The following is a 24497-nucleotide window of genomic DNA, read 5'->3' on the forward strand; positions in this document are numbered from 1 at the left end:
CGCTTACACGCCTTTGTGGATCACGCCGTAGAACACCATCAATGCCGTCACCGCGATCCACACGATCGTCAGCGGGATGAACACCTTCCAGCCCAGACGCATGATCTGGTCGTAGCGGTAGCGCGGGAAGCTGGCGCGGAACCAGATGTACGCGCTGGCGAAGAACAACACCTTCATCAGCAGCCACGGCCAGCCGCCGGTCCAGATCCAGTTGATCCACGGCGAGATGTCCGCCGTGACCCAGCCCTGGAGCGGGCTCAGCCAGCCGCCCAGAAAGAAGATCGAGACCAGGAAGCTGACCAGGATCATGTTGGCGTATTCGGCCAGGAAGAACAGCGCGAACGCGCCGCCCGAATACTCGACCATGTGCCCGGCGACGATTTCCGACTCGCCCTCGACCACGTCGAACGGCGCGCGGTTGGTCTCGGCCACGCCGGACACCCAGTACACGATGAACAGCGGGAACAGCGGCACCAGGAACCAGTCGAAGAAGCCGGAGTTGCCGGCCTGCGCGGCCACGATCGTGCTCAGGTTGAGGCTACCGGCGGCGATCATCACCCCGACCAGGGTGAAGCCCATCGCGATCTCGTAGCTGACCACCTGCGCGGCCGAGCGCATCGCGCCCAGGAACGCGTACTTGGAGTTGGACGCCCAGCCGGCCAGGATGATGCCGTACACGCCCAGCGAGGTCATCGCCAGCAGGTACAGCAGGCCGGCGTTGGCGTTGGACAGCACCAGCTTGGCGTCGAACGGCACCACCGCCCAGGCCGCGAACGCCGGCGCCAGGGTGATCAGCGGCGCGATCACGAACATCGCCTTGTGCGAACTGCTGGGCTGGATGATTTCCTTGAACAGCAGCTTGAACACGTCGGCGAAGGCCTGGAAGATGCCCATGCCCACGTACATCGGCCCGTGGCGCACGTGCATCCAGCCGATCAGCTTGCGCTCCCAGACCACGTAGAACGCCACCGAGATGATCACCGGCATGGTGATCAGCAGGATCTTCAGCACGATCCACAGGACCACGCCGATCGCGCCCAGCCCGACGAACCACTGGTGCAGCGGATCGACCACGTTCAACAGCATCTCGTTCATGCAGCCACCACCGTTACCCGGCCGGCACCGATCGGCGCCGTCGCCCCATGGCCGGATTCGATCCAGGCCACCCCTGCCGCGACGCGCGGATCCAGCACCACCGGCAGCGTCGCGTTGCCGACGGCATTGCCGACCTTGACCACCTGCCCGGCGGCCACGCCCAGTTGCGCGGCATGCTCGGGATGCAGGCGGATCGCCGGCGCGTCGTTGAGCGGATGCGCCTGCAGTGCGGGCGCACGGCGCACCACCGCATCGGTGCGGTAGATCGCCGGCGTCGCCGCCACTTCGATGCCCTCGCCCGCCGCCGCGCTCTGCGCCGAACCGCGCAGGCTCACGCTGCGCGGCTGCACGCCGGCACGCAGGCCGGCCAGGTCGGTGAAGTCGAAGCCGGCCAGCTGCAGCTCGCCGCCGAGCGCACGCAGCACCCGCCAGCCTTCGCGCGCCTGGTCCGGCAGCTTGCCGGCGGCACGCGCCAACTGCTCGACGCCGTCCAGGTTGGTCAGCGTCGCGTCGATTTCCGGCAGCGCGCCGATCGGCAGGATCACGTCGGCCACATCGCGGGTGGAGGCGCAGGCGAATTGGCTGAATGCCACCACCTTGGCCGCGCCCAGCGCGGCGCGCGCGGCGCCGGCATCGGCGAAGTCCAGGCCCGGCTCGATGCCGTACAGCACATAGGCGCTGCGCGGCTCGGCGAACATGCCGGCCACGTCGCGCGCGCTCGGCAGCACGCCCAGCCTGGCCAGGCCGACCGCATTGGCGCCCTGCGGCACGCGGCACAGCGCCGCGCCGGTGGCGGCAGCGAAGTCGCGCGCGGCGGCGCGCAGCGCGGCGGCCTGCGGATGGTTCTCGACCAGCGCGCCGACGATCAGCACCGCACGCCCGGCGGCGCCCTGCACCGCCTCGCGCAACGCCGCATCGGCGAGCGCGGCGGCGAAGCCGGACGGCGCCACGATCTGCTTGCCGGCCTGGTCGAAGGCGAAATCGAAATCGACCGGATTGATCGAGTAAACGCGCGCCTGGCGCTGCATCCGCGCCTTGCGGATGCGGGCATGCAGCAGCGGCAGTTCGTGGCGCAGGTTGCTGCCCAGCACCACGATCACGTCGGCCTGCTCGATCTGCGCCAGCGGCACCGCGAACGGCTCGGCCACGGCGGCGTCGGAGAAATCGCGGTTGCCGATGCGGTGGTCCAGGTTGCCGCTGCCCAGGCCATCGGCCAGGCGCGCCAGCAAGGCGCCTTCCTCGTTGGAGGTGGCCGGGTGCGCGAGCACGCCCAGCGCATCGCCGCGGTTGCTGTTGAGGATGTCGGCGGCGGCGGCCAGGCCATCGGCCCAGGACACTTCCTGCCACTGGCCATCGATCTTGCGCAGCGGCCGCGTGGCGCGGTCGGCGGCATACAGGCCCTGGTGCGAATAGCGGTCGCGATCGGACAGCCAGCACTCGTTGACCGCCTCGTTGTCGCGCGGCACGGTGCGCAGCACTTCGCCGCGGCGCACGTGCAGGAACAGGTTGGAGCCCATCGCGTCGTGGTAACCGAGCGATTCGCGCGCGGTCAATTCCCACGGACGCGCACGGAACTGGAACACCTTGTTGGTCAGCGCGCCGACCGGGCATACGTCGATGACATTGCCCGACAGCTCGGTGGTCAGCGGCTTGCCGTCGTAGGTGCCGATCTGCAGGTTCTCGCCGCGGTACATGCCGCCCAGCTCGTAGGTGCCGGCGATGTCCGCGGTGAAGCGCACGCAGCGCGTGCACTGGATGCAGCGGGTCATCTCGGTGGCGACCAGCGGGCCGATGTCCTCGTCCGCGACCACGCGCTTGCGCTCGTTGAAGCGGCTGACCGAACGGCCGTAGCCCAGCGACACGTCCTGCAGTTCGCACTCGCCGCCCTGATCGCAGATCGGGCAATCCAGCGGGTGGTTGATCAGCAGGAATTCCATCACGCTGCGCTGGTACTTCAGCGCCTTCTCGCTGCGCGTGGCGACCTTCATGCCGTCCATCACCGGCGTCGCGCACGCAGGCGACGGCTTCGGCGACTTCTCCACATCGACCAGGCACATGCGGCAGTTGGCCGCGATCGGCAGCTTCTCGTGGTAGCAGAAGCGCGGGATCGCAATGCCGGCGTTGTCGGCGGCCTGGATGATCATCGAGCCCTTGGGCACGACCAGGGACTGGCCGTCGATCTCGACGGTCACATGGTCCGGCGGGACGTTGGGATTGGCGGGTTGGGCGCTCATGCGGCTGCTCCCGTTGGGACGCGGGACGCGGGACGCGGGACTCGTGCGACAAAGGAACGCACACATCCCGTGTTGATGATGGAATAAACAGCGAAGATCGCCGTCCGCGGCAAAACCGGCTTTCCGAGTCCCGAGTCCCGAGTCCCGAGTCCCGCACTAAACACCTTCATGCCGCCACTCCCAACCGGGCATCGACCATGGATCGCCCATTCACGATGTAGTACTCGAATTCGTCCCAGAACTGGCGCAGGAAGCCCTGGATGGGCCATGCCGCCGCTTCGCCGAACGCGCAGATGGTGTGGCCTTCGATCTGGCCGGCCACCGTCCTCAACTGGTGCAGGTCTTCCATCGTGGCCTTGCCGGCGACGATGCGCTCCAGCACGCGGTGCATCCAGCCGGTACCCTCGCGGCACGGAGTGCACTGGCCGCAGGATTCCTTGTGGAAGAACTGCGAGATGCGGCAGGCGAACTTGACGCAGCACACGCTGTCGTCGAGCACCACGATCGCGCCCGAGCCCAGGCCGGTGCCCAGCGCGCGCAGGGTGTCGTAGTCCATCTGCAGGCCCTTGAGCTGCTCGGCCTTGAGCACCGGCATCGACACGCCGCCGGGGACTGCGCCCTTCAGCGTGCGGCCCGGCTTGAGGCCGCCGGCCATCTCCAGCAGTTCGTCGAAGGTGGTGCCCAGCGGCACCTCGAAGTTGCCGCCCTTCTGCACGCAGCCGGACACCGAGAAGACCTTCGGCCCGCCGTTCTTGGTCTTGCTCAGGCCCAGGAACCATTCCGGCCCGTTGCGGATGATCGCCGGCACCGAGGCGTAGGTCTCGGTGTTGTTGATCGTCGACGGCTTGCCGTACAGGCCGAAGTTGGCCGGGAACGGCGGCTTGTAGCGCGGCTGGCCCTTCTTGCCTTCCAGCGACTCCATCAGCGCGGTCTCTTCGCCGCAGATGTAGGCGCCGGCGCCCAGCGCGCCGTAGATGTCGATGTCCACACCGCTGCCGAGCACGTTCTTGCCCAGCCAGCCGTTGCTGTAGGCATCGGCCAGGGCCTGCTCGAAGTGCTCGAACGGCTCGTGGTGGAACTCGCCGCGCAGGTAGTTGTAGCCGACCGTGCTGCCGGTGGCGTAGCAGGCGATGGCCATGCCCTCCACCACCGAATGCGGGTTGTAGCGCAGGATGTCGCGGTCCTTGCAGGTGCCAGGCTCGGATTCGTCCGAGTTGCACAGGATGTACTTCTGCGGCGCGCCCTTGGGCATGAACGACCACTTCAGGCCGGTCGGGAAGCCTGCGCCGCCGCGGCCGCGCAGGTACGATTGCTTGACCATCTCGATCACCTGCTCCGGCGCGATCTTCTCTTCGAGGATCTTGCGCAGCGCGGCGTAGCCACCGGTCTTCAGGTAGCTCTCGTACGACCACGGGGTGTCGTAGTGCAGCGTGGTCAGCACGACCTGGTGCGGCAGTGGGGCCGGGCCGACCGGGCCGGTGGGAGCGTGGGGATGCTGTGCCATTGCCGTTACTCCAACCCGTCCAGCAGCGCGTCGACCTTGTCCTTGGTCAAGTGCTCGTGATAGTGGCCGTTGATCACCATCATCGGCGCGCCGGCGCAGCCGGCCAGGCATTCTTCTTCGCGCTTGAGATAGACCCGGCCATCGGCGGTGGACTGGCCCAGCTTGCAGCCGAGCTTCTTCTCCGCATGCGCGACCAGGTCCTCGGCGCCGTTGAGCCAGCAACTGATGTTGGTGCAGAATGCGACGTTGTTGCGGCCGACCTTCTCGGTCTCGAACATCGAGTAGAAGCTGGCGACCTCGTAGGCCCACACCGGCGGCAGTTCCAGATACTTGGCCACGCCGACGATCAGCTCGTCGGTCAGCCAGCCCTGGTTCTGCTCCTGCGCGGCGTGCAGGCCCTGCAGCACCGCCGAACGCTTGCGGTCCGGCGGGAACTTGGCCAGCCAGTGATCGATGTGCGCGCGCGTCTTGTCGCTCAGCACCACCATCGGATCGACGTCGCGCGCCGTTTCGAAATTACCTGTTGCTTTCATGCGTGGAGCTCCGGGACTCGGGACTGGGGACTCGGGACTCGCAAGAGCCCGTATCCGCCAGTATCCGAACCATGAGAAAGAACAACCGCTTTTACAAAAAGGAAACCTGCAGGCCGGCTTTTACCGAGTCCCGAGTCCCGAGTCCCGAGTCCCGGCTTCATCGATCCACCTCGCCAAACACCAGATCATAAGTACCGATCATCGCCACCACGTCGGCCAGCATGTGGCCGCGCACGATCGCGTCCATCGACGACAGATGGGCGAAGCCCGGCGCGCGCAGGTGCACGCGGAACGGCTTGTTGGCGCCGTCGGACGCCAGGTAGCAGCCGAACTCGCCCTTCGGCGCCTCGACCGCGCAATAGGTCTCGCCGGCCGGCACGCAATAGCCTTCGCTGAACAGCTTGAAGTGATGGATCAAGGCTTCCATGTCGTCCTTCATCTCCGCGCGCTTGGGCGGGGCGACCTTGAAGTTCTCGACCATCACCGGGCCGGGATTGGCCCGCAGCCACTTCACGCATTGCTGGATGATGCGGTTGGATTCGCGCATCTCGGCCACGCGCACCAGATAGCGGTCGTAGCAATCGCCGTTGGTGCCGACCGGGATGTCGAAATCCACCGCGTCGTACTTGGCGTAGGGCTGCTTCTTGCGCAGGTCCCACTCGATGCCCGAGCCGCGCAGCATCACCCCGGTCATGCTCCAGCCATAGGCCTGTTCCGGCGTGACTACGCCGATGCCCACGGTGCGCTGCTTCCAGATGCGGTTGTCGGTGAGCAGGGTCTCGTACTCGTCGACCCGGCCCGGGAAGCTGTTGGTGAAGTCTTCCAGGAAGTCGAGCATCGAGCCTTCGCGCGCGGCGTTGAGCCGCTTCAGCGCGTTGCCCTTGTGCCAGCGCGATTCCTTGTATTTTGGCATGCGGTCCGGCAGGTCGCGGTAGACGCCGCCGGGCCGGTAGTAGGTCGCATGCATGCGCGCGCCGGAGACCGCTTCGTAGCAGTCCATCAGCTCCTCGCGCTCGCGGAACGCGTACAGCATGACCGCCATCGCGCCCAGATCCAGGCCGTTGGAGCCGACCCACATCAGGTGGTTGAGGATGCGGGTGATCTCGTCGAACATGGTGCGGATGTACTGCGCGCGCTCCGGCGCCTCGATCCCCATCAGGGTCTCGATCGCGCGCACGTAGGCGTGCTCGTTGCACATCATCGACACGTAGTCGAGGCGGTCCATGTAGCCGATCGACTGGTTGAACGGCTTGGACTCGGCCAGCTTCTCGGTGCCACGGTGCAGCAGGCCGATATGCGGATCGGCGCGGACCACGGTCTCGCCGTCCATTTCCAGGATCAGGCGCAGCACGCCATGCGCGGCCGGATGCTGCGGGCCGAAGTTCATGGTGTAGTTGCGGATCTCCTGCTTGCTCTCGGCAGGATTGCTGGCGAAGGCGTCGTGCGCCTGCTGGTACTCGCTCACTTGGCGGGCTCCTTGAATGCTTCGCCCGCGGCGATCTGGTAGCGCGCATCGTCGCGGATCACGCGCGGCACGCCGACGCGCGGCTCGACCGAGGTCACCGGCTCGTAGACCACGCGCTGCTTCTCTTCGTCGTAACGCACTTCGACGTTGCCGATCAGCGGGAAGTCCTTGCGGAACGGATGGCCGACGAAGCCGTAGTCGGTGAGGATGCGGCGCAGGTCCGGGTGGCCGGCGAAGACCACGCCGAACAGGTCGAACGCCTCGCGCTCGAACCAGTTCGCGCCCGGCCAGATGTCGGTGACCGAGGCCACCACCGGCAGGTCTTCGTTCGGCGCATAGCAGCGCACGCGCAGGCGCTGGTTGTGGCGATAGGAGATCAGCTGTGCGAGCACCGCGTAGCGTTGCAGCGGCACCGGCAACGGCTGGATGTCGCCGGCGGTCTCGCCGCTGGGGAATTCGCCCCAGCCGAAACGGCCCATGCCCTTGCCTTCGACGCCGCGACTGAAGCCCTGCGACGACACGTCGGCGGTATCCCACTCGTCGCTGCCGTAGCCCAGGTAGTCCACGCCGCACAGGTCGGACAATTGCTCGAAACCGAATTCGTCGCGCAGCGCCAGACAGGTGGCGTGCCACGCGTCGGCCGGCACTTCCAGCGTGACTTCGCCACGCGGGAGGACCACGAACACCTGGCTGCCGGGAAAACGGGCGCCGAGTCGGTCGCTAAAGGAAGATGCTTGCTCTGCCATGGGGGCTTGGCGTGCTCTTAGGAAGTACGAGGGATCAGCGCGCGATGGTCTGGGTTCGCCAGATCTTCTTCTGCAGCTGCAAGATGCCGTAGACCAGCGCTTCGGCGGTCGGCGGGCAGCCCGGGACGTAGATGTCCACCGGCACGATGCGGTCGCAACCGCGCACCACCGAGTACGAGTAATGGTAGTAGCCGCCGCCGTTGGCGCAGCTGCCCATCGAGATCACCCACTTCGGGTCGGGCATCTGGTCGTAGACCTTGCGCAGCGCCGGGGCCATCTTGTTGACCAGGGTGCCGGCGACGATCATCACGTCGGACTGGCGCGGCGACGGGCGGAACACCACGCCATAGCGGTCCAGGTCCAGGCGCGCGGCGCCGGCATGCATCATCTCCACCGCGCAGCAGGCCAGGCCGAAGGTCATCGGCCACATCGAGCCGGTGCGCGCCCAGTTCAGCAACGCATCGACGCTGGTGGTCACGTAGCCCTTGTCGAGCAACGGGTTCTCGCCTTCGGGACGCAGGATGTCGTCGACCCGCCCTTCCGGGATCGGGTTGGTCATCAGGCGATCCAGGGTCTGAATCACTCCCATTCCAGCGCTCCCTTCTTCCACACGTAGATAAAACCGAGGAACAGCATGCCGACGAACAGGCCCATGGTGACCAGGGAGCGAGCGCCCAGGTCCATGAACACCTGCGTCCACGGCACGATGAAGATGATTTCCAGATCGAAGACGATGAACTGGATCGCGATCAGGTAGTAGCGCACATCGAACTTCATGCGCGCGTCCTCGAAGGCCTCGAAGCCGCACTCGTAGGGCGAGAGCTTCTTGGCATCGGGACGCCGGGGACCGAGGAACCGCCCCACCAGCATCAGCGCAACGCCGATTGCGGTGGCCACGATCAGAAACAGCAGGGTCGGCAAATATTCGGCCAGCACTCGCAATTCTCTCTTGCCTGTGCCCGCGCGCGCGCGGCGCAGGCATGGGGTAGACGATCTTCAGGCGAGGGACGTGATGCTCCTGCCTAGAAACCGTAGCCAAACAATGGTGCCCAAGAGGGGACTCGAACCCCTACGACCTAAGTCGCTACCACCTCAAGGTAGTGCGTCTACCAATTCCGCCACCTGGGCTTGCGTATCGTGCGCGGCATCCCGCCGCGCAACATATTGTAACCGTCTTCAGTGTTTCTGCGACGGGGCAGGCGACTTTTGTTGTGCATTTTCCGGCGCCTGCTGTGCGGGCACCGCAGCGGCAGGCGCGGCGGCCGGCGGCGCGGTCGAGGCCGGCGCCTGCGGGATCTGCAGCTCGCCAGCCGGCGCCGGGGTCGCCGGGGACGCGGCCTGCGACATCACGCCGAGGTTGGCGTCGGCGGCCGGGCGCGCGCTGTGGCCGGCATACCAGGCCATGAACAGGCTGATGCCGAAGAACACCACCGCCAGCCATTTGGTCGACTTGGACAGGAAGTTGGACGCGCCGCGCGATCCGAACACGGTGCCGGACGCGCCCGCGCCGAACCCCGAACCCGCCGCCGCGCCGGAACCGCGCTGCATCAGGATCAGCGCGATCATCGAGATCGCCACCAGCACATAGACCACATTGAGGATGACCATCAGCATTTCGAAATCCGTCCGGACAGTACGACTGAAGTAGCGAGCGGCCGCCAGCGCGGCGACCGTTCGGTTAACGGGCGGCCGCCGCTCGCGCGATGGCCAGGAAGTCCTCGGCGACCAGCGAAGCGCCGCCGACCAGCCCGCCATCGACATCCGGCTGTGCGAACAGCTCGGCGGCGTTGTCGGGCTTGACGCTGCCCCCATACAGGAGCGGCAGCGAATCGGCGATTCTAGCATCGTGGGCGGCGACTTCGCCACGGATGAAGGCGTGCACCGCCTGCACCTGGGCCGGGCTGGCGGTGCGCCCGGTGCCGATCGCCCATACCGGCTCGTAGGCGACCACGGCCTTGGCGAAGCCCGGCGCACCGGCCAGCGCCAGCACCGGCGCCAGCTGCGCAGCGATGACCGACTCAGTCTGGCCGGCCTCGCGCTGCTCCAGGGTCTCGCCCACGCACAGGATCGGGATCAGCCCGGCATGCAGCGCCGCGGCGAACTTGCGCGCGACCAGCTCACTGCTCTCGGCGTGGTACTGGCGCCGCTCCGAATGCCCGACCAGGCCGTACTCGGCGCCGACATCGACCAGCATCGCCGCCGACACCTCGCCGGTGTAGGCGCCCTTCTCGTTACTACTCACGTCCTGCGCGCCGAAGCGCAGCGCATGGCCCTCGAAATCGTCGATCAGGTCGCCCAGGTACGGCAGCGGCGGCAGGATCACCACCTCCACCCCGTCGGCGGGCAGGCCTGCGGCCACCTCCCGCACCAGGGCGGTAGCGAACTGGCGGTTGCCGTACAGCTTCCAGTTTCCGGCTACGATCTTGCGTCGCATCGGCGCGTTCTCCGGCGAAAAAGTGCCAAAAGGATAGCCGATGCGCGGTGAGGAACCGCTACCGCCATCCCATGCGGCCGCGCCTGCACCGCCCTGCCCGCTTCGGGACCGGGGACCGGGGACCCGGGGTCAATCGACCTGAAACAAACCGACTGCGAAGACCTTGGCTTTTCCGGGTCCCCGGTCCCCGGTCCCTGGTCCCGATCCCAGTCCCGACTACTTCAACTTGATCTCCCGCAACCGCTCCTCCAGATACCCCTGCGCGGTGATCGGCTCGGGGTAGCGGCTGGGGTTGTCGGCGCTGATGCACGAGGGCAGCACGTCGATGACGAAATCCGGGTTCGGGTGCAGGAAGAACGGCACCGAGTAGCGCGGCTGCCGCGCCTGTTCGCCCGGCGGGTTGACCACGCGGTGGGTGGTCGAGGGATACACGTGATTGGTCAGGCGCTGCAGCATGTCGCCGATGTTGACCACGATGGTGTCGGCGTCGGAGGTGAACGGCACCCACTCGCCCTGCTTGGACTTCACTTCCAGGCCGGCGGCGCTGGCGCCGACCAGCAGGGTGATCAGGTTGATGTCCTCGTGCGCGCCGGCGCGCACGTTGGGGATGTCGTCGGCGGTGATCGGCGGGTAGTGGATCGGGCGCAGGATCGCGTTGCCCGACTCGGTCTTGTCGGCGAAATAGTGCTCGGGCAGGCCGATATGCAGTGCCAGCGCCGCCAGCACGCGCGCGCCGAGCTGGTCCAGCGCCTGATACAGGCCGTAGCCGTGCTCGCGGAAGCCCGGCACTTCGCTCGGCCACAGATTCGGCGGCATCACGTCGCGGTATCTGGAATCGCCGGCGATCTCGCGGCCGATATGCCAGAACTCCTTCAGGTCGAAATGTCTGGAGTCCTTGGCGGTTTCCACGCCGAACGCGGTATAGCCGCGCGCGCCGCCGCTGCCGGGCACGTGGTACTTGCGCTTCACCTCCTCCGGCAAGGCGAAGAACGCCTTGAACACGCCATAGGCCGCATCGATCTGCGCCTGCGCGATGCCGTGGTTGCGGATGCCGGCGAAGCCCCACTCGCGGTAGGCCGCACCCAGTTCGGCGATGAAGGCGTCGCGATCGCCCGCACTGACGGGATTGCTGAAGCGGGTGATGTCCAGGGTCGGAATGCGCGCGGTCATGGCGGGAACCGTAATGGCAAAAGAAAGAAACGCTGCGATCAGATCAGCAGGCGATACAGCAGGTAGAAGGTGGCCGCCTTGGCGATGACCACCACGATGCCGATGGCGATCGACTCACGCCGCGTCACGGACCGCCTCGGCGAGTTTTTCCAGGGTATCGCGCATCAGCGCGGCGTCGTCGGCTTCGACCGTGACCCGCAGCACCGGCTCGGTCCCGGACGGACGCAGGAAGGCCCGCCCGCGCCCCTGCACCGCCGCCTGCGCCGCGGCCAGCGCCGCCTGCACGCTGGCCGCCTCGGCCGGGCGTGCGCCCTGCTGCAGGCGCACGTTGACGGTCTGCTGCGGCACCTTGCGCAGGCCCTGCAACGCCTGGCGCAGGCTCTGCCGCGAGCGCTTGAGCACCTCCAGCACCTGCAGCGCGCTGACGATGGCATCGCCGGTGGTGGCGCGGTCCAGGCACAGCATGTGCCCGGAAGTCTCGCCGCCGAGCACGCCGCCGTGCTCGACCAGCGCCTGGTGCACGTAGCGGTCGCCGACCTTGACCCGCAGGAACGGCAACTGCAGCGCAGCCAGGGCCTGTTCCAGCCCATAGTTGGTCATCAGCGTGCCGACCACCGGCCCGCGCAGGCGGCCGCTGGCCTGCCAGCCGCACGCCAGCACGTACAGCAGGTCGTCGCCATCGACCGGGTTGCCCTGGTCGTCGGCCATCAGCACGCGGTCGCCGTCGCCGTCGAAGGCGATGCCCAGCTGCGCGCCATGCTGGCGCACGTTGCTGGCGAGGTTGTCGATGTGCATCGAACCGACCCCGGCATTGATGTTGAGCCCGTCCGGCGCGGCGCCGATCGCGATCACCTCGGCGCCCAGCTCGCGGAACAGCAGCGGCGCGATGTGGTAGGTCGCGCCGTGCGCGCAGTCCAGCACCACCTTCAGCCCGCGCAGGTCGAAACCGCGCGGCACGCTGGCCTTGCAGAATTCGATGTAGCGGCCGATCGCATCGCGCGCGCGCATCGCCTTGCCCAGGCGCTCGGATTCCACCGTGGCGAACGGCGCGTCGAGCGCGGCTTCGATCGCGCTCTCGGTGGCGTCGTCGAGCTTCTCGCCCTCGGCGGAGAAGAACTTGATGCCGTTGTCGTAGTGCGGATTGTGCGAGGCGCTGATGACGATGCCGGCGTCGGCGCCGAGCGTGCGGGTCAGAAACGCCACCGCCGGGGTCGGCATCGGCCCGAGCAGTTGCACATCGGCCCCGGCGGCGACCAGCCCGGCCTCCAGCGCCGACTCGAACATGTAGCCGGAAATGCGCGTGTCCTTGCCGATCACCACCGTCGGCCGCGCATTGCCCGCGCTGCCGGCGCCGAGCACGCGGCCCAGCGCATTGCCCAGGCGCATCACGAAATCGGCGGAAATCGCACCCTGCCCGACCCGGCCGCGGATGCCGTCGGTGCCGAAGTATTTGCGCGAGTTCATGGAGCCGGGACTCGGGACTCGGGACTCGGGACTCGAAGTGCCGGGACTGGGGACTCGGGACTCGGGACTCGGTCAAAAGCTGGGAAATCCAGCACCCCCGAGAAACGCCCTCTCGTCGCGCAAAGTATCCGCCGCACGGGACCACGAGTCCCGGGTCCCGGGTCCCGGGTCCCGACAGAAATCACGCCACCACCTCAGTCTTCGCAGGGGCCGGCTGACGCATCATCATCGCCAGCAGTTCGGACAGGCGGTCGCGCAGTTCGCGGCGGTCGCAGATCTGGTCGATGGCGCCGTGCTCGAGCAGGAATTCCGAGCGCTGGAAGCCTTCCGGCAGGGTCTCGCGCACGGTCTGCTCGATCACCCGCGGGCCGGCGAAGCCGATCAGCGCGTGCGGCTCGGCGATGTTGATGTCGCCGAGCATGGCGAAGCTGGCCGAGACGCCGCCGGTGGTGGGATGGGTCAGCACCGACACGTACGGCAGGCCGGCCTCGCGCAGGCGCCCGAGCGCGGCCGAGGTCTTGGCCATCTGCATCAGCGACAACAGGCCTTCCTGCATGCGCGCCCCGCCGCTGGCGGAGAAGCACACGAATGGCGCGCCGATCTGCAGCGCGGTCTCCGCGGCCAGCGCAAAACGCTCGCCGACCACCGAGCCCATCGAGCCGCCCATGAAGGCGAAATCGAACGAGGCGGCGACCAGCGGCTGCGCCTTGAGCAGGCCCTGCATCGCGATCAGCGCGTCGTACTCGCCAGTGCTCTTCTGCGAGATCTTGATGCGTTCGCTGTACTTCTTCTGGTCCTTGAACTTCAGCGCGTCGGTCGGCCCCAGGCGCGCGCCGATCTCGGTCGGCGTGGTGTCCGGGTCGAACAGCGAGGCCAGGCGCGCGCGCGCGCGGATCGCCATGTGGTGGCCGCACTTCGGGCACACCTCCAGGTTCTCCTCCAGTTCCGGCCGGTACAGCACGGCGCTGCAGTTGGGGCATTTCTCCCACAGGCCTTCGGGAACGCTGCGCTTCTTGCTGGGCGTGCTATCTGTGCGGATGCCGGAGGGCATCAATTTGCTGAGCCAACTCATGCGGAATGACGATCCAGTTGCGCGGCCCACCGGGCCGCCAAGGGGCGACAGTCTAGCGTGATGCTGGAAATCGCGCCGCAACGCAGCCCAACCGGCGATCGCGCAACGCGTCTCGCCGCAGCGCAGCAATCGCGCTCCCGTTGCCGACGCGCAACCGCATCGCGCAGCAAGCGCAGCCGATGCTTGCCCTGTGCCGGCGGCACAGCGGCGGATGCGCAGGCCCGGGCGGGACCGCGCGCGCCGGCGCCCTCAGGTCAAACCAGGGTCCTGCGGTCACGCCGCTGCGGCGCGCGCGTGCGGCGCATTGCCGCCGCACAGCGCCAGGCGCCGGCGGGCACCGCCCTCACCCCTGGTCCAGCGCCTGCCGCAGCGGCGCCAGGAAGGCCAGCGCGCGTTCGCGCACCGCATCCGGGGTGGTCGCCTCGGCCAGCGCCGCGACCAGCGCGCTGCCGACCACCACGCCGTCGGCGTCCACCGCCATGGCCTTGGCGCTGGCGGCGTCCTTGATCCCGAACCCGGCCACCACCGGCACCGCGGAGCGCGCGCGCAGCTGGCGCAGGCGGTCGCCGGCGGCGCGGGTATCGAGGTGGTCGGCGCCGGTGACGCCGGCGAAGCTGACGTAATACAGGTAACCGCGCGCGGTATCGCACAACAGGCCGATGCGGGCGTCGCTGGTGGTCGGCGAGGCCAGCACGATCAGGTCCAGGCCGGCGGCAGTGAAGATCGCCAGGGTGTCGGCCGATTCTTCCGGCGGCAGATCGACCAGCAGCACGCCGTCCACGCCGGCGGCCACCGCCTCTTCGGCGAAGCGCGCGGTGCCGTGGATCTCGACCGGGTTGAGGTAGCCCATCAGCACCACCGGCGTGGTTGCGTCGTCGCGGCGGAACGCGCTGACCGTTTCCAGCACATAGGCCAGGCCGGCGCCGCGCGCCAGCGCACGCTCGGAGCTGCGCTGGATGGTGGGGCCGTCGGCCATGGGATCGGAGAACGCCACGCCCAGCTCGATCACGTCGGCGCCGGCCTCGACCAGCGCGTGCATCGCCGGCACGGTGGCCTGCAGCGACGGATCGCCGGCGGTGACGAACGGGATCAGCGCCTTGCGCCCGGCCTGGCGCAGCGCGTCGAAACGTGCGGCGATACGGTTCGCGGCGCGGCTCATGCGCAGCCCTCCAGCCGTTGCACGGCGTCCCAGCTTCCCCAGTACATCGATGTCACGTTGCCTTCTCCGGTGTCGTAGCGGACCGCGAACCCGTGTTGCGGGTCGCGCCAAGTCAGATAAAGATCGTTGCCGTCGTCGCCACGTTCGCTCACAGCACCATGCCTTCACGCGCGGCGATGGTGTGCACGTCCTTGTCGCCGCGGCCGGACAGGTTGCACAGCACCAGCGCGTCCTTGGGCAGCTCGCGCGCCAGCTTGATCGACTGCGCCACCGCGTGGCTGGATTCCAGCGCGGCGAGGATGCCCTCGGTATGCGCCAGCAGGTGGAACGCGGCCAGCGCCTCGTCGTCGGTGATGCCCTGGTAGACCGCGCGGCCGCTGTCGGACAGGAACGCGTGCTCGGGGCCGACGCCGGGGTAATCCAGGCCGGCGGACACCGAATGGGTCTCGATGATCTGGCCGTCGTCGTCGCAGATCACGTAGGTGCGGTTGCCGTGCAGCACGCCGGGGCGGCCGGCGGCGATCGAGGCGGCGTGGCGGCCGGTGGCAACGCCCTCGCCGGCGGCTTCGGCGCCGTAGATCTTCACCCCGGGATCGTTGAGGAAGGCATGGAACAGGCCGATGGCGTTGCTGCCGCCGCCGACGCAGGCGCTGATCGCGTCCGGCAGGCGGCCGTAGTCCTCCAGCATCTGCGCGCGCGCCTCGCGGCCGACGATGGCGTTGAAGTCGCGCACCATGCGTGGATACGGATCCGGGCCGGCGACGGTGCCTATGATGTAGAAGGTGTCCTGCACATTGGTCACCCAGTCGCGCATCGCCTCGTTCAGCGCGTCCTTGAGCGTGGCCGAGCCGGAGGTCACCGGCACCACCCGGGCGCCGAGCAGCTGCATCCGGTAGACGTTGATCTTCTGCCGCTCGATGTCGGTGGCGCCCATGTACACCACGCATTCCAGGCCCAGCCGCGCGGCCACCGTGGCGCTGGCCACGCCGTGCTGGCCGGCGCCGGTCTCGGCGATGATGCGGGTCTTGCCCATGCGGCTGGCCAGCAGCGCCTGGCCGATGGTGTTGTTGATCTTGTGCGCGCCGGTATGGTTCAGGTCCTCGCGCTTGAGCAGGATCTGCGCGCCGCCGACCTCGCGGCTGAGCCGCTCGGCGTGGTAGATCGGGCTGGGCCGGCCGACGTAGTGCTTGAGGTCCTTATCGTACTCGGCGATGAAGGCCGGATCCTGGCGCGCCTGGTCGTAGGCCGCGGCCAGCTCCTGCAGCGGCCCGATCAGGGTCTCGGCGACGAAGCGGCCGCCGTAGCGGCCGAAGTGGCCGTTGGCGTCGGGATAGGCGTGGAAATCGCGAATAGGCACGGAGAACATGGCGCTCACGGTCAGCAGGACAGGCCTGCACTTTAGCGCACGCGTCGCCCGGCAAAAACCGATAAAGTCTGCGCATATCCGTCAGGAAATCTCACGTGTCCAATCTGCGCCGCCTGCCCTCGCTGAATGCCCTGCGCGCGTTCGAGGCCGCTGCGCGGCTGCGCAGCGTCGGCGGCGCGGCGGCCGAGCTGCACGTCACCCACGGCGCGGTCAGCCGCCAGATCCGGCTGCTGGAAGAGGACCTGGGGCTGGCGCTGCTGCAGCGCGAGGGCCGCGGCATCCGTCCCACCGCGGCCGGCGAGCGGCTGCGCGACGCGGCCGGCGGCGCCTTGGCGCAGTTGCAGGACGCGGTGGCGGCACTGCGCCGCCCGGCACGCGCCAGCGCCCTGGTGCTGGGTTGCCCGGGCAGCATCCTGGCGCGCTGGATGATTCCGCGGCTGCAGGCGCTGCAGCGCGACCTGCCCGCGCTGACCCTGCACCTGTCCGCGCACGAAGGCGAGTTCGGCGCCGACCTGGACGGGCTGGATGCCGCGCTGCTGCTCGGCCAGGCGCCATGGCCGGATGGCTGGCAGGTGCACGTGCTGGCGCCGGAGCGGATCGGCCCGGTGCTCAGCCAGGCGCTGCCGCAGGCGCAGGCGCTGGCGGCCGGCCCGCCCTCGGCGCTGCTGCAACAACCGCTGCTGCATACCGCCTCGCGCCCGCAGGCGTGGCCGTCCTGGGCGCAGGCGCATGGCCTGGATCCGGCGGCGCTGCGCTACGGCACCGGCTTCGAACACCTGTACTACCTGCTCGAAGCCGCGCTGGCCGGCATCGGCGTGGCGATCGCGCCGCAGCCGCTGGTCGCCGACGACCTGGGCAACGGCCGCCTGCTGGCGCCGTGGGGCTTCGCCGAGACCGGCGGGCAGTGGGCGCTGTGCGCGCGCCGGGAACAGCAGGACCCGCGGGTGCAGGCGCTGGCGCGTTGGCTGGCTGGCGAGTTGCGGCAAGGCGGCGGTTGAGCGTCTTGTTTCGCTTGTTTGCTGGCGACCAGCGCTACGGCAACGCCATCGAGCAGGCGGCTCTCGCGTGCGATGCGTTGTCGGACGCCTGTCGCGGCTGAAGCCGCTCCTACACCCAACTGGCCTGGCGATCGACGCTTGTTTCCGATGCGGTGCATCGCGAACCGCGACAGCGGCCAACAGCATCGCAACAACCACCGCGCTCATTCCGCGCCATGGAAGCACACGCACAACTTATTGCCGTCAAGGTCGCGGAAATACGCGCCGTAGTAGTCCGGATGATAGTGCGCGCGCAGCCCAGGCGCACCTTCGCAGCGCCCGCCCCGGGACAGTGCCAGCGCGTGGCAGCGGTCCACCTGCGCACGGCTCGCCGCCTGCAGCGCGAGCATCTGGCCGTTGCCCGGCGTCGCCGGCTGGCCGTCAAAGGCACGGCCGATCAGCAGCAGCGGCCGCGGCGCATGCGGCGCGGTCCAGCCGGCCCAGCCGCGTGCGTCGTCGCGTCACTTCAACTGCAATCCCAGTGCTTGCAGCAACGGCGCGTGGAACGCGAACGCGGCCGGGAAATCGTTCACCCCCAGATGCACGTGCGAGAGCATCGGCAGGGCCTCACTCACAAGGCGGCAGCCACCGGGGTCAGCAGCAGGTCCTGGAAATCGAAGCTGAAATCGGTCAGCGGCGAGATCGCCTCCATGCGCACCTCGCGCACCTTGCCGTCCGGGGTCAGCGCGAAGTTGACGAAGGCATCGGCATTGATTGAGCGAACGGTCGCGCCAGCGCACGATGAAGGTGTCGTGCTGCCAGTGCTGCAGCGTGCCGACCAGCTGCGCGGTCTTGCTGAAGCGCAGTTCCAGTTGCTTGCCGCGCTGCACGATCGCCACCTCGCCGTACCACGGATCGCGATACGTGCCTGCGTAAGCGGCCAGCGGCAGCGACGGTTTGGAGCTGGCATCGCGCGCGGCCTGGTGCTTATGCCAGTCCTCGTCGGCCTTCGCGTCGGCCTTGGCCACCGCGGCGGCATAGGCGGCGGTCCAGTCGGTCGGCGGCGCGCCCAGGTAGGCGTCGAGCACCTGCAGGGTCAGCGCGTTGAACGCCGCGCCCACTTCCTGGTTGGTCAGCACGATCACGCCCAATTTCTGTTCCGGCAGCAGGGTCAGCCGCGACACCATGCCCGGCCAGCCGCCGGTATGCCAGACCAGCTTGTGCCTGCGGTAGTCGCTCAGGCTCCAGCCCTCGCCATAGCCGGCGAAGTTCGGCCTGGCCGGCAGCAGTTGCGGCACGCTCGGCTCGGCGATGGCGATCGGGGTGATCATCTGCCACATCTCCTGCTGGCGCTGCGCGCTGAACAGACGCCGCTCCTGACCATCGGCCGACAGCAGGCGACCGCCGTCGAGCTGCACCTGCATCCATTTGGCCATGTCGTGCACGCTGGCGTAGATGCCGCCGGCGCCGGCATTGTTCGACCAGGTCAGCGGCGGCACCGGGCGCAGCTCGCGGAAGTCGAACTTGGCATGGCCGACCGCCGCGCGGTCGCCGGGCTGCAGGTAGTCGCTGTTGATGCGCGCGCCGCTCATGCCCACCGGTACGAAAATGCGCTGGCGCACGAACGCGGCGTAGGACTGCCCGGAGACCCGCTCGATCAGCTTCTGCGCCACCGCGTAGAGGATGTTGTCGTAGGCATAGCGGTCGCGGAAACCGCCCTTCAGAGGCACCTGCGCCAGGCGCCGCACCACGTCCTCGTTGCTGTAGCTGGTGGCCGGCCAGAACAGCAGGTCGCCGGCACCCAGGCTCAGTCCGCTGCGGTGGCTGAGCAGGTCGCGCACGCGCATCTCGCGGGTCACGTAGGGATCGGCCATCTGGAACCAGGGCAGGTGTTCGATCACCCGGTCGTCGAGCTTGAGCTTGCCTTCGTCGGCCAGGATCGACAGCGAGGCGGCGGTAAACGCCTTGGTGTTGGAGGCGATCGCGAACAGCGTCTGGGCGTCCACCGGCTCCGGCTTGCCCAGCTCGCGCACGCCGTAGCCGCGCTCCAGCACCACCTGCCCGTCCTTGACGATGGCGATGGCGATGCCGGGCACGTCGAACTGCTTGCGCACCCGCTCCACCCGCGCATCCAGATCCTGCAGCGCAGGCGGCATTGCGGCGTCCACCGGGGCGGGCGCTTGCGCCTGCGCGGTGGCGGTCATCGCCAGCAACAGGCAGCCCATCGACAGCGTCTTCAAATCGGTATCTCCAGCAGGGAAAGGAACAGGCGCCGGCACGCTCACGCCGGCAGCAGCGCCTGCGCGGCGAGCAGCACGCCGTTGCGATCGGCGTACAACCAGTGCCCGGGTACGAACGCCACACCGGCGAACTGCAGCGGCACGTCGACCTCGCCGAGGCCGCGTCTTTCGGTCTTGCGCGGGCACGCGGCCAGCGCCTGCACGCCCAGCGGCAACGCCGCCAAGGCCTCCACGTCGCGCACGCAGCCGTGCAGCAACAGCCCGGCCCAACCGTTGCGCACCGCGTTCTCGGCGATCTGGTCGCCGAGCAGGGAGCGGCGCAGCGAGCCCTGCCCGTCGACGACGATGACGCGGCCGGCACCGGGCGTGGCCGCCAGTTCGCGCACCCGCGCGTTGTCCTCGAAGCAGCTGACGGTGACGATCTGCCCGCAGAACGCGGCGTGGCCGCCGTAACTGCGGAACAGCGGTTCGGCGACCTGCACCTCGGGATGGGCGTCGCACAGATCGGGCGTGGTCCAGGTCATGGTCGGTCGGGGCAGTCGGCGTTGCCTGGATGGTAGCGCGACGCATGCGGCAGCGGCCATGCATACGGCAACGGCGCGGACTGCGGCACACTGCGCCTCCCCTGTCCGCGTCGGCGCGCATGCCATGAACGATCTCTTCGACTCCGCCCCGGCCGCGCCGGACGGCATCCGCGTCGGCATCGGCGGCTGGACCTATGCGCCGTGGCGCGGCGGCCTGTTCTACCCGCAAGGGCTGGTGCAGCGCCGCGAGCTGGAATACGCCAGCCGCCACGTCAGCAGCATCGAGATCAACGGCACCTACTACGGCACGCAGAAACCGGACACGCAATCCGGCCGCGGCAATGGCGCTGCTGGCCAAACTCGGTACGCGCTGAGCGCACGGCAGCGGCGCGGGCGAGCAGCGGCGCAACAGCGACCGGCGGCACAGTGCCGCTGCGACGCGCGACTGAACCCAGCACACACAGCGCGCCGCCGCGCGCCCCTTCGCGTCATGCAATTGCAGTAAAAGCGGGAGCGCAGAACGACACCGGCGCATGCCGGCGCCGGATGCGACTTTTTTCAAGAGGACGTCCAACCCCGATGCAGATCAAGCAAACACTCGAACGCGTTCCAGGCGGCATGATGTTGGTGCCGTTGTTCCTTGGCGCCGCCTGCCATAGCGCATGGCCGCAGGCCGGCGCCTTCCTCGGCTCGTTCAGCCAGGGCCTGATCGGCGGCGTGGTGCCGATCCTGGCGGTGTGGTTCCTGTGCATGGGCGCCTCGATCCAGCTGCGCGCCAGCGGCCGGATCCTGCGCCAGTCGGGCGTGCTGCTGCTGACCAAACTCGGCGTGGCGTGGCTGGTGGCGGTGCTCGCGGCGCGGGTGCTGCCGCCGGCGGGGATCGCGGAAGGCTGCTGGAAAGGCATCTCGGTGCTGGCCCTGGTCGCGGCGATGGACATGACCAACGGCGGGCTGTTCGCCTCGCTCATGCAGCAGTACGGCAAGCCCGGCGAAGCCGGTGCGGTGGTGCTGATGTCGGTGGAATCGGGGCCGTTGATGACGATGCTCATCCTCGGCAGCGCCGGCGTCGCGGTGTTCGAGCCACGCCTGTTCCTCGGCGCAGTGCTGCCGCTGCTGGTAGGCTTTGCGCTCGGCAATCTGGATCCGCAGCTGCGCGCGCTGTTCGCCGCGGCGGTGCCGGCGCTGATCCCGTTCTTCGCCTTCGCGCTGGGCAATACGCTGGATCTGCATGTGATCGCCAGCGCCGGGGTGCCCGGCGTGCTGCTCGGTCTGCTGGTCGTCGTGGTCACCGGGATCCCGTTGCTGTTCGCCGATCGGCTGCTCGGCGGCGGCAGCGGCAGCGCCGGCATCGCCGCTTCCAGCACTGCCGGCGCCGCGGTGGCGACGCCGGCGCTGATCGCGGCGATGGCGCCGCAGTTCCGTGCGGCGGCCCCGGCCGCCACCGCACTGGTGGCGACCTCGGTGATCGTGACTTCGCTGCTGGTGCCGGTGCTGACCGCACTGCACGCGCGTGCATGCGCCAGGCGCGCCCCGCCCGGCAGCTGACGCGCGGCTGGCGAGGCGATTGCGGAATCCGCGGCGGACACGCCGTCCGCCGCGTCGCCGGTTTACGCGACAATAGGCGCCATGCCCCTGCACCCCACCAGCAAAGCCCAGCTGCAAATCCACTTCTGCGTGCTGCTGTGGGGCATCACCGCGATCCTGGGCAAGCTGATCACGCTGCCGGCGCTGCCGCTGGTGTGGTGGCGGATGCTGATGGTGGTGGCGGCGCTGGCGCTGCTGCCGCGGGTGTGGCGCGGACTGGCCGCGCTGACCCCGAAACTGCTGCTCGGCTACACCGTGGTCGGCGCCCTGGTCGGCCTGCACTGGCTGACCTTCTATGGCGCGATCAAGCTGGCCAACGCCTCGGTGGCGGCGACCTGCATCGCGCTGGCGCCGGTGTTCACCGCGGTGATCGAACCGTGGGTGGCCAAGCGCCCGTTCCGTCCCAGCGAACTGGTGTTCGGCCTGGCGGTGCTGCCGGGCGTGGCGCTGGTGGTCGGCGGGGTACCCGACGGAATGCGCGCCGGGGTTGTGGTCGGCGCGGTGTCGGCGCTGTTCGTCGCCGCGTTCGGTTCGCTCAACAAGCGCCTGGTCGATCACGCCGACCCGCTGACCGTGACCGCCGTGGAACTGGGCGCCGGCACCCTGACCCTGACCGTGCTGGCGCCGCTGCTGCCGTTCGTGCTGCCGGCGCTGAGCGGCCCGCTGCTGGTGCTGCCGAGCCTGCACGACACCCTGCTGTTGCTGGCCCTGGCGCTGCTATGCACGCTGCTGCCGTTCGCCCTGGCGCTGGTCGCGCTGCGCCGGCTCAGCGCCTATGCGGTGCAACTGGTGACCAACCTGGAGCCGGTCTACGCGATCGTGTTCGCGATCGTGCTGCTGGACGAGCAGAAACAACTCACCGCGCTGTTCTACCTGGGCGTGGCGGTGATCCTGGGCGCGGTGTTCCTGCATCCGCTGCTGACCCGCGCCAGGCGCGTGCGGCACCCGGAACTGCTGGCGACCTGCGAAGCGAAGAACGCGCTGGAGTGAGCGCGCCGGCGGCGCGGTTCATTCCGCCAGCGAGACGCAATCGCGGCCGGCGCGCTTGGCCCGGTACAGCGCCAGATCGGCGCGCTTGAGTACCTGCTCGGCGCTCTCGCCCGGCTGCAAGGTGGCCACGCCGACGCTGGCGGTCAGCGCCACGCCCAGCTGCAGCAGGGCGGTTTCCTGGCGCAGCGTCTCGCATTCGTGCATGGCCTGGCGCGCGTCCAGCCCCGGCAGCAGGATCGCGAATTCCTCGCCGCCGTAGCGCGCCACCAGGCTGCCCGGCGGCGCCTGCGCGCGCAGCATCTCGGCCAGCGCCAGCAGGACCGCGTCGCCCTTGTCGTGCCCATGCAGGTCGTTGATGTGCTTGAAATAGTCCAGGTCCAGCAAGGCCACGCTGAGCGGCGCGGGGCTGAACTGCGCGGCCTGCGCATTGACCATCAGCGCGGTGACGAAGGCGCGGCGGTTGAGCAGCCCGGTCAACGGATCGGTGCGCAATTGCTCGAGCAGATCGGCGTTGAGCGACTCCAGCGACGCCTGGTATCCGGCCAGTTGCTGCTCGTAGCGCTCGCGTTCGCGCAGTTGCTGCGCCAGCGCGTGGCTGGTGCGGCGCAACTCGATCAACTGCATCACCTGCCGCGACAGCGCCTGCAGCGCCACCACCTGCTCCGGCTCCAGCGTGCGCGGGCGGCGGTCGAGCACGCACAACGCGCCCACCGCCAGCCCCTCGCTGTTCAACAGCGGCGCACCCGCATAGAAGCGCACGCCGGCCTCGGTGACCAGCGGGTTGAACGCGAAACGCGGATCCGCGGCCGCGTCGGCGACCACCATGACCTCCTGCGGCGCAAGGATGGTGTGGCCGCAGAACGAGTCGTCGCGCGCGGTGCTGAGCAGGGTGACGTTGCGCTGCGACTTCAGCCACTGCCGCTCCTCGTCGACCAGCGAGATCAGCGCCGATGGCGTATCGCACAGGCTGGCGGCGATGCCGACCAGGTCGTCGTAGGCGGCCTCCGGCGCGGTGTCCAGGATCTGCAGCGCATGCAAGGCGCGCAGGCGTTCGGCTTCGTTGTCGGGCTTGCGTGGCTTGATCACGGGAGCGGGCGGCCGGTGGCGGATTGCGTGGCGAGTATCGCCAACATCGCCGCCGCTGCCAGTGAAGGCCGCGCGGTCCGGATTACCAGTCCTGGCGTTGCGGCAGCAGGCCGCGCAACTCCTGCTCGGTGAGGTTGCGCCACTGCCCCGGCTTCAGCGCGCCAAGCTTGATGTTGTCGATGCGCACGCGGCGCAACTGGGTGACGCGGTAGTCGAACGCGGCAGCCATCAGCCGGATCTGCCGGTTCAGGCCCTGCTCGAGCACGATGCGGAAACCGAACTTGGCGATGCGCGCGGTGCGGCACGGCAGCGTGGTCTCGTTGTGCACGCGCACCCCGCGCGCCATGCCGCGCAGGAACTCGTCGCTGACCGGCTTGTTCACCGCCACCAGATATTCCTTCTGGTGGCGGTTCTCGGCGCGCAGGATCTCGTTGACGATGTCGCCGTTGCTGGTCATCAGGATCAGGCCCTCGGACTCCTTGTCCAGGCGCCCGATCGGAAAGATGCGCTGCTCGTGGCCGACGAAATCGACGATGTTGCCCTTGACCTCGCTCTCCGTCGTGCAGGTCACCCCGACCGGCTTGTTCAGCGCGATATAGACGTGGCGGCGGCCGGATTTCTGCTTGGCGCGCGCGCGCAGCGGCTGGCCATCGACCTGCACCTCGTCGCCATCGCCCACCACCGCGCCGACCCCGCCGGGCCGGCCATTGACGGTCACGCGGCGCGCAGCGATCAGCCGGTCGGCCTCGCGGCGCGAACAGTAGCCGGTTTCGGCGATGTGCTTGTTGAGGCGGGTGGTCATGGGGCCGGGACTCGGGACTGGGGACTCGGGACTCGGCAAAGCCGGCGATTCG

General features: G+C 68.8%; 23 protein-coding genes, 1 tRNA gene and 2 pseudogenes. 4 read left to right on the plus strand and 22 right to left on the minus strand.

The features are described 5' to 3' along the window. Positions 1-3: 3 nt before the first annotated feature. From nuoH to trpB, 17 genes are all read right to left on the minus strand, one after another. Entirely contained in the window at positions 4-1095 is a 1092-nt protein-coding gene (nuoH, locus tag KHF85_RS13040; protein ID WP_284566991.1) for an NADH-quinone oxidoreductase subunit NuoH, read from the minus strand. Further along, positions 1092-3329, minus strand: a complete 2238-nt coding sequence (gene nuoG, locus KHF85_RS13045) for an NADH-quinone oxidoreductase subunit NuoG (RefSeq protein ID WP_284566992.1) — start codon at positions 3327-3329, stop codon at positions 1092-1094. The genes nuoH and nuoG overlap by 4 nt, the downstream gene beginning before the upstream one ends. Before the next feature lie 166 nt (positions 3330-3495). Beyond that, on the minus strand, positions 3496-4833 hold the full coding sequence (gene nuoF / locus KHF85_RS13050; RefSeq protein ID WP_284566993.1) for an NADH-quinone oxidoreductase subunit NuoF: 1338 nt from the start codon (positions 4831-4833) through the stop codon (positions 3496-3498). Positions 4834-4838: 5 nt separating this feature from the next. Continuing rightward, the gene (nuoE, locus tag KHF85_RS13055; RefSeq protein ID WP_003467422.1) at positions 4839-5366 is read right to left on the minus strand and encodes an NADH-quinone oxidoreductase subunit NuoE; all 528 of its coding nucleotides are present in this window, start codon (positions 5364-5366) and stop codon (positions 4839-4841) included. Between the two features lie 157 nt (positions 5367-5523). After that, positions 5524-6831, minus strand: a complete 1308-nt coding sequence (locus KHF85_RS13060; RefSeq protein WP_009590625.1) for an NADH-quinone oxidoreductase subunit D — start codon at positions 6829-6831, stop codon at positions 5524-5526. Further along, on the minus strand, positions 6828-7577 hold the full coding sequence (locus KHF85_RS13065) for an NADH-quinone oxidoreductase subunit C (protein ID WP_284566994.1): 750 nt from the start codon (positions 7575-7577) through the stop codon (positions 6828-6830). Before KHF85_RS13065 ends, KHF85_RS13060 begins: the two co-directional genes overlap by 4 nt. Positions 7578-7611: 34 nt before the next feature. Next, on the minus strand, positions 7612-8166 hold the full coding sequence (locus KHF85_RS13070; RefSeq protein ID WP_064539336.1) for a NuoB/complex I 20 kDa subunit family protein: 555 nt from the start codon (positions 8164-8166) through the stop codon (positions 7612-7614). Then, the gene (locus KHF85_RS13075) at positions 8157-8513 is read right to left on the minus strand and encodes an NADH-quinone oxidoreductase subunit A (protein ID WP_003467430.1); all 357 of its coding nucleotides are present in this window, start codon (positions 8511-8513) and stop codon (positions 8157-8159) included. Before KHF85_RS13075 ends, KHF85_RS13070 begins: the two co-directional genes overlap by 10 nt. A 107-nt stretch (positions 8514-8620) precedes the next feature. Continuing rightward, a tRNA-Leu gene (locus KHF85_RS13080) sits at positions 8621-8705 on the minus strand. 48 nt (positions 8706-8753) lie between these two features. Further along, complete coding sequence (gene secG / locus KHF85_RS13085; RefSeq protein ID WP_284566995.1) at positions 8754-9191, minus strand: preprotein translocase subunit SecG; 438 nt, start codon at positions 9189-9191, stop codon at positions 8754-8756. Positions 9192-9255: 64 nt separating this feature from the next. Beyond that, positions 9256-10011 carry a triose-phosphate isomerase gene (gene tpiA, locus KHF85_RS13090; protein WP_284566996.1) on the minus strand — a complete coding sequence of 252 codons (756 nt, stop codon included), beginning with the start codon at positions 10009-10011 and terminating at the stop codon, positions 9256-9258. Between the two features lie 216 nt (positions 10012-10227). Beyond that, on the minus strand, positions 10228-11181 hold the full coding sequence (locus KHF85_RS13095) for an isopenicillin N synthase family dioxygenase (protein ID WP_284566997.1): 954 nt from the start codon (positions 11179-11181) through the stop codon (positions 10228-10230). Between the two features lie 114 nt (positions 11182-11295). After that, positions 11296-12645 (minus strand): phosphoglucosamine mutase, encoded by a 1350-nt coding sequence (gene glmM / locus KHF85_RS13100; RefSeq protein WP_284566998.1) that lies wholly within the window; start codon positions 12643-12645, stop codon positions 11296-11298. Between the two features lie 181 nt (positions 12646-12826). Beyond that, entirely contained in the window at positions 12827-13717 is an 891-nt protein-coding gene (gene accD / locus KHF85_RS13105) for an acetyl-CoA carboxylase, carboxyltransferase subunit beta (protein ID WP_003467454.1), read from the minus strand. A gap of 343 nt (positions 13718-14060) precedes the next feature. Continuing rightward, complete coding sequence (gene trpA, locus KHF85_RS13110) at positions 14061-14876, minus strand: tryptophan synthase subunit alpha (RefSeq protein WP_284566999.1); 816 nt, start codon at positions 14874-14876, stop codon at positions 14061-14063. Then, positions 14873-15028 carry a hypothetical protein gene (locus KHF85_RS13115; protein WP_284567000.1) on the minus strand — a complete coding sequence of 52 codons (156 nt, stop codon included), beginning with the start codon at positions 15026-15028 and terminating at the stop codon, positions 14873-14875. Before KHF85_RS13115 ends, trpA begins: the two co-directional genes overlap by 4 nt. After that, positions 15025-16242 carry a tryptophan synthase subunit beta gene (gene trpB / locus KHF85_RS13120; RefSeq protein WP_284567001.1) on the minus strand — a complete coding sequence of 406 codons (1218 nt, stop codon included), beginning with the start codon at positions 16240-16242 and terminating at the stop codon, positions 15025-15027. The genes KHF85_RS13115 and trpB overlap by 4 nt, the downstream gene beginning before the upstream one ends. Before the next feature lie 95 nt (positions 16243-16337). Between trpB and KHF85_RS13125 the strand changes: the two genes are divergently transcribed. Next, the gene (locus KHF85_RS13125) at positions 16338-17240 is read left to right on the plus strand and encodes a LysR family transcriptional regulator (protein WP_284567002.1); all 903 of its coding nucleotides are present in this window, start codon (positions 16338-16340) and stop codon (positions 17238-17240) included. A gap of 203 nt (positions 17241-17443) precedes the next feature. On the opposite strand, the gene KHF85_RS20665 is transcribed toward KHF85_RS13125, so the two are convergent. The 3 genes and pseudogenes from KHF85_RS20665 to rraA form a co-directional block, all read right to left on the minus strand. Further along, positions 17444-17629: a VOC family protein gene (locus KHF85_RS20665; protein WP_409976617.1), complete on the minus strand. Its 186-nt coding sequence runs from the start codon at positions 17627-17629 to the stop codon at positions 17444-17446. Positions 17630-17850: 221 nt separating this feature from the next. Beyond that, a pseudogene (locus KHF85_RS13135) lies at positions 17851-19375 on the minus strand (serine hydrolase). Positions 19376-19500: 125 nt separating this feature from the next. After that, complete coding sequence (gene rraA, locus KHF85_RS13140) at positions 19501-19983, minus strand: ribonuclease E activity regulator RraA (protein WP_284567003.1); 483 nt, start codon at positions 19981-19983, stop codon at positions 19501-19503. 124 nt (positions 19984-20107) lie between these two features. On the opposite strand from rraA, the pseudogene KHF85_RS13145 reads away from it, so the two are divergent. The 3 genes and pseudogenes from KHF85_RS13145 to KHF85_RS13155 all read left to right on the plus strand — a co-directional run. After that, positions 20108-20308, plus strand: a pseudogene (locus tag KHF85_RS13145) (DUF72 domain-containing protein); the annotation flags it as partial. Between the two features lie 254 nt (positions 20309-20562). Beyond that, the gene (gene kdgT, locus KHF85_RS13150; RefSeq protein WP_053113795.1) at positions 20563-21528 is read left to right on the plus strand and encodes a 2-keto-3-deoxygluconate transporter; all 966 of its coding nucleotides are present in this window, start codon (positions 20563-20565) and stop codon (positions 21526-21528) included. A gap of 81 nt (positions 21529-21609) precedes the next feature. Next, entirely contained in the window at positions 21610-22557 is a 948-nt protein-coding gene (locus tag KHF85_RS13155; RefSeq protein WP_047325083.1) for a DMT family transporter, read from the plus strand. 18 nt (positions 22558-22575) lie between these two features. On the opposite strand, the gene KHF85_RS13160 is transcribed toward KHF85_RS13155, so the two are convergent. Further along, complete coding sequence (locus KHF85_RS13160; protein ID WP_284567004.1) at positions 22576-23643, minus strand: GGDEF domain-containing protein; 1068 nt, start codon at positions 23641-23643, stop codon at positions 22576-22578. 82 nt (positions 23644-23725) lie between these two features. Further along, positions 23726-24445, minus strand: coding sequence for a pseudouridine synthase (locus KHF85_RS13165; RefSeq protein WP_284567005.1), 720 nt, complete (start codon positions 24443-24445; stop codon positions 23726-23728). Positions 24446-24497 lie beyond the last annotated feature (52 nt).

The sequence above is a fragment of the Xanthomonas graminis pv. graminis genome (assembly GCF_030168915.1).
In the GTDB taxonomy this organism is placed as follows: Bacteria; Pseudomonadota; Gammaproteobacteria; order Xanthomonadales; family Xanthomonadaceae; genus Xanthomonas_A; species Xanthomonas_A translucens.

Coding starts and splice junctions, on each gene's coding strand:
- KHF85_RS13095 (WP_284566997.1), bottom strand. CDS start 11,181: ATGACCGCGCGCATTCCGACCCTGGACATCACCCGCTTCAGCAATCCC.
- nuoH (WP_284566991.1), bottom strand. CDS start 1,095: ATGAACGAGATGCTGTTGAACGTGGTCGATCCGCTGCACCAGTGGTTC.
- trpA (WP_284566999.1), bottom strand. CDS start 14,876: ATGAGCCGCGCCGCGAACCGTATCGCCGCACGTTTCGACGCGCTGCGC.
- KHF85_RS13070 (WP_064539336.1), bottom strand. CDS start 8,166: ATGGGAGTGATTCAGACCCTGGATCGCCTGATGACCAACCCGATCCCG.
- accD (WP_003467454.1), bottom strand. CDS start 13,717: ATGAGTTGGCTCAGCAAATTGATGCCCTCCGGCATCCGCACAGATAGC.
- rraA (WP_284567003.1), bottom strand. CDS start 19,983: ATGACCTGGACCACGCCCGATCTGTGCGACGCCCATCCCGAGGTGCAG.
- nuoE (WP_003467422.1), bottom strand. CDS start 5,366: ATGAAAGCAACAGGTAATTTCGAAACGGCGCGCGACGTCGATCCGATG.
- trpB (WP_284567001.1), bottom strand. CDS start 16,242: ATGTTCTCCGTGCCTATTCGCGATTTCCACGCCTATCCCGACGCCAAC.
- KHF85_RS13165 (WP_284567005.1), bottom strand. CDS start 24,445: ATGACCACCCGCCTCAACAAGCACATCGCCGAAACCGGCTACTGTTCG.
- secG (WP_284566995.1), bottom strand. CDS start 9,191: ATGCTGATGGTCATCCTCAATGTGGTCTATGTGCTGGTGGCGATCTCG.
- glmM (WP_284566998.1), bottom strand. CDS start 12,645: ATGAACTCGCGCAAATACTTCGGCACCGACGGCATCCGCGGCCGGGTC.
- kdgT (WP_053113795.1), top strand. CDS start 20,563: ATGCAGATCAAGCAAACACTCGAACGCGTTCCAGGCGGCATGATGTTG.
- KHF85_RS20665 (WP_409976617.1), bottom strand. CDS start 17,629: ATGCTCGCGCTGCAGGCGGCGAGCCGTGCGCAGGTGGACCGCTGCCAC.
- tpiA (WP_284566996.1), bottom strand. CDS start 10,011: ATGCGACGCAAGATCGTAGCCGGAAACTGGAAGCTGTACGGCAACCGC.
- nuoF (WP_284566993.1), bottom strand. CDS start 4,833: ATGGCACAGCATCCCCACGCTCCCACCGGCCCGGTCGGCCCGGCCCCA.
- nuoG (WP_284566992.1), bottom strand. CDS start 3,329: ATGAGCGCCCAACCCGCCAATCCCAACGTCCCGCCGGACCATGTGACC.
- KHF85_RS13155 (WP_047325083.1), top strand. CDS start 21,610: ATGCCCCTGCACCCCACCAGCAAAGCCCAGCTGCAAATCCACTTCTGC.
- KHF85_RS13065 (WP_284566994.1), bottom strand. CDS start 7,577: ATGGCAGAGCAAGCATCTTCCTTTAGCGACCGACTCGGCGCCCGTTTT.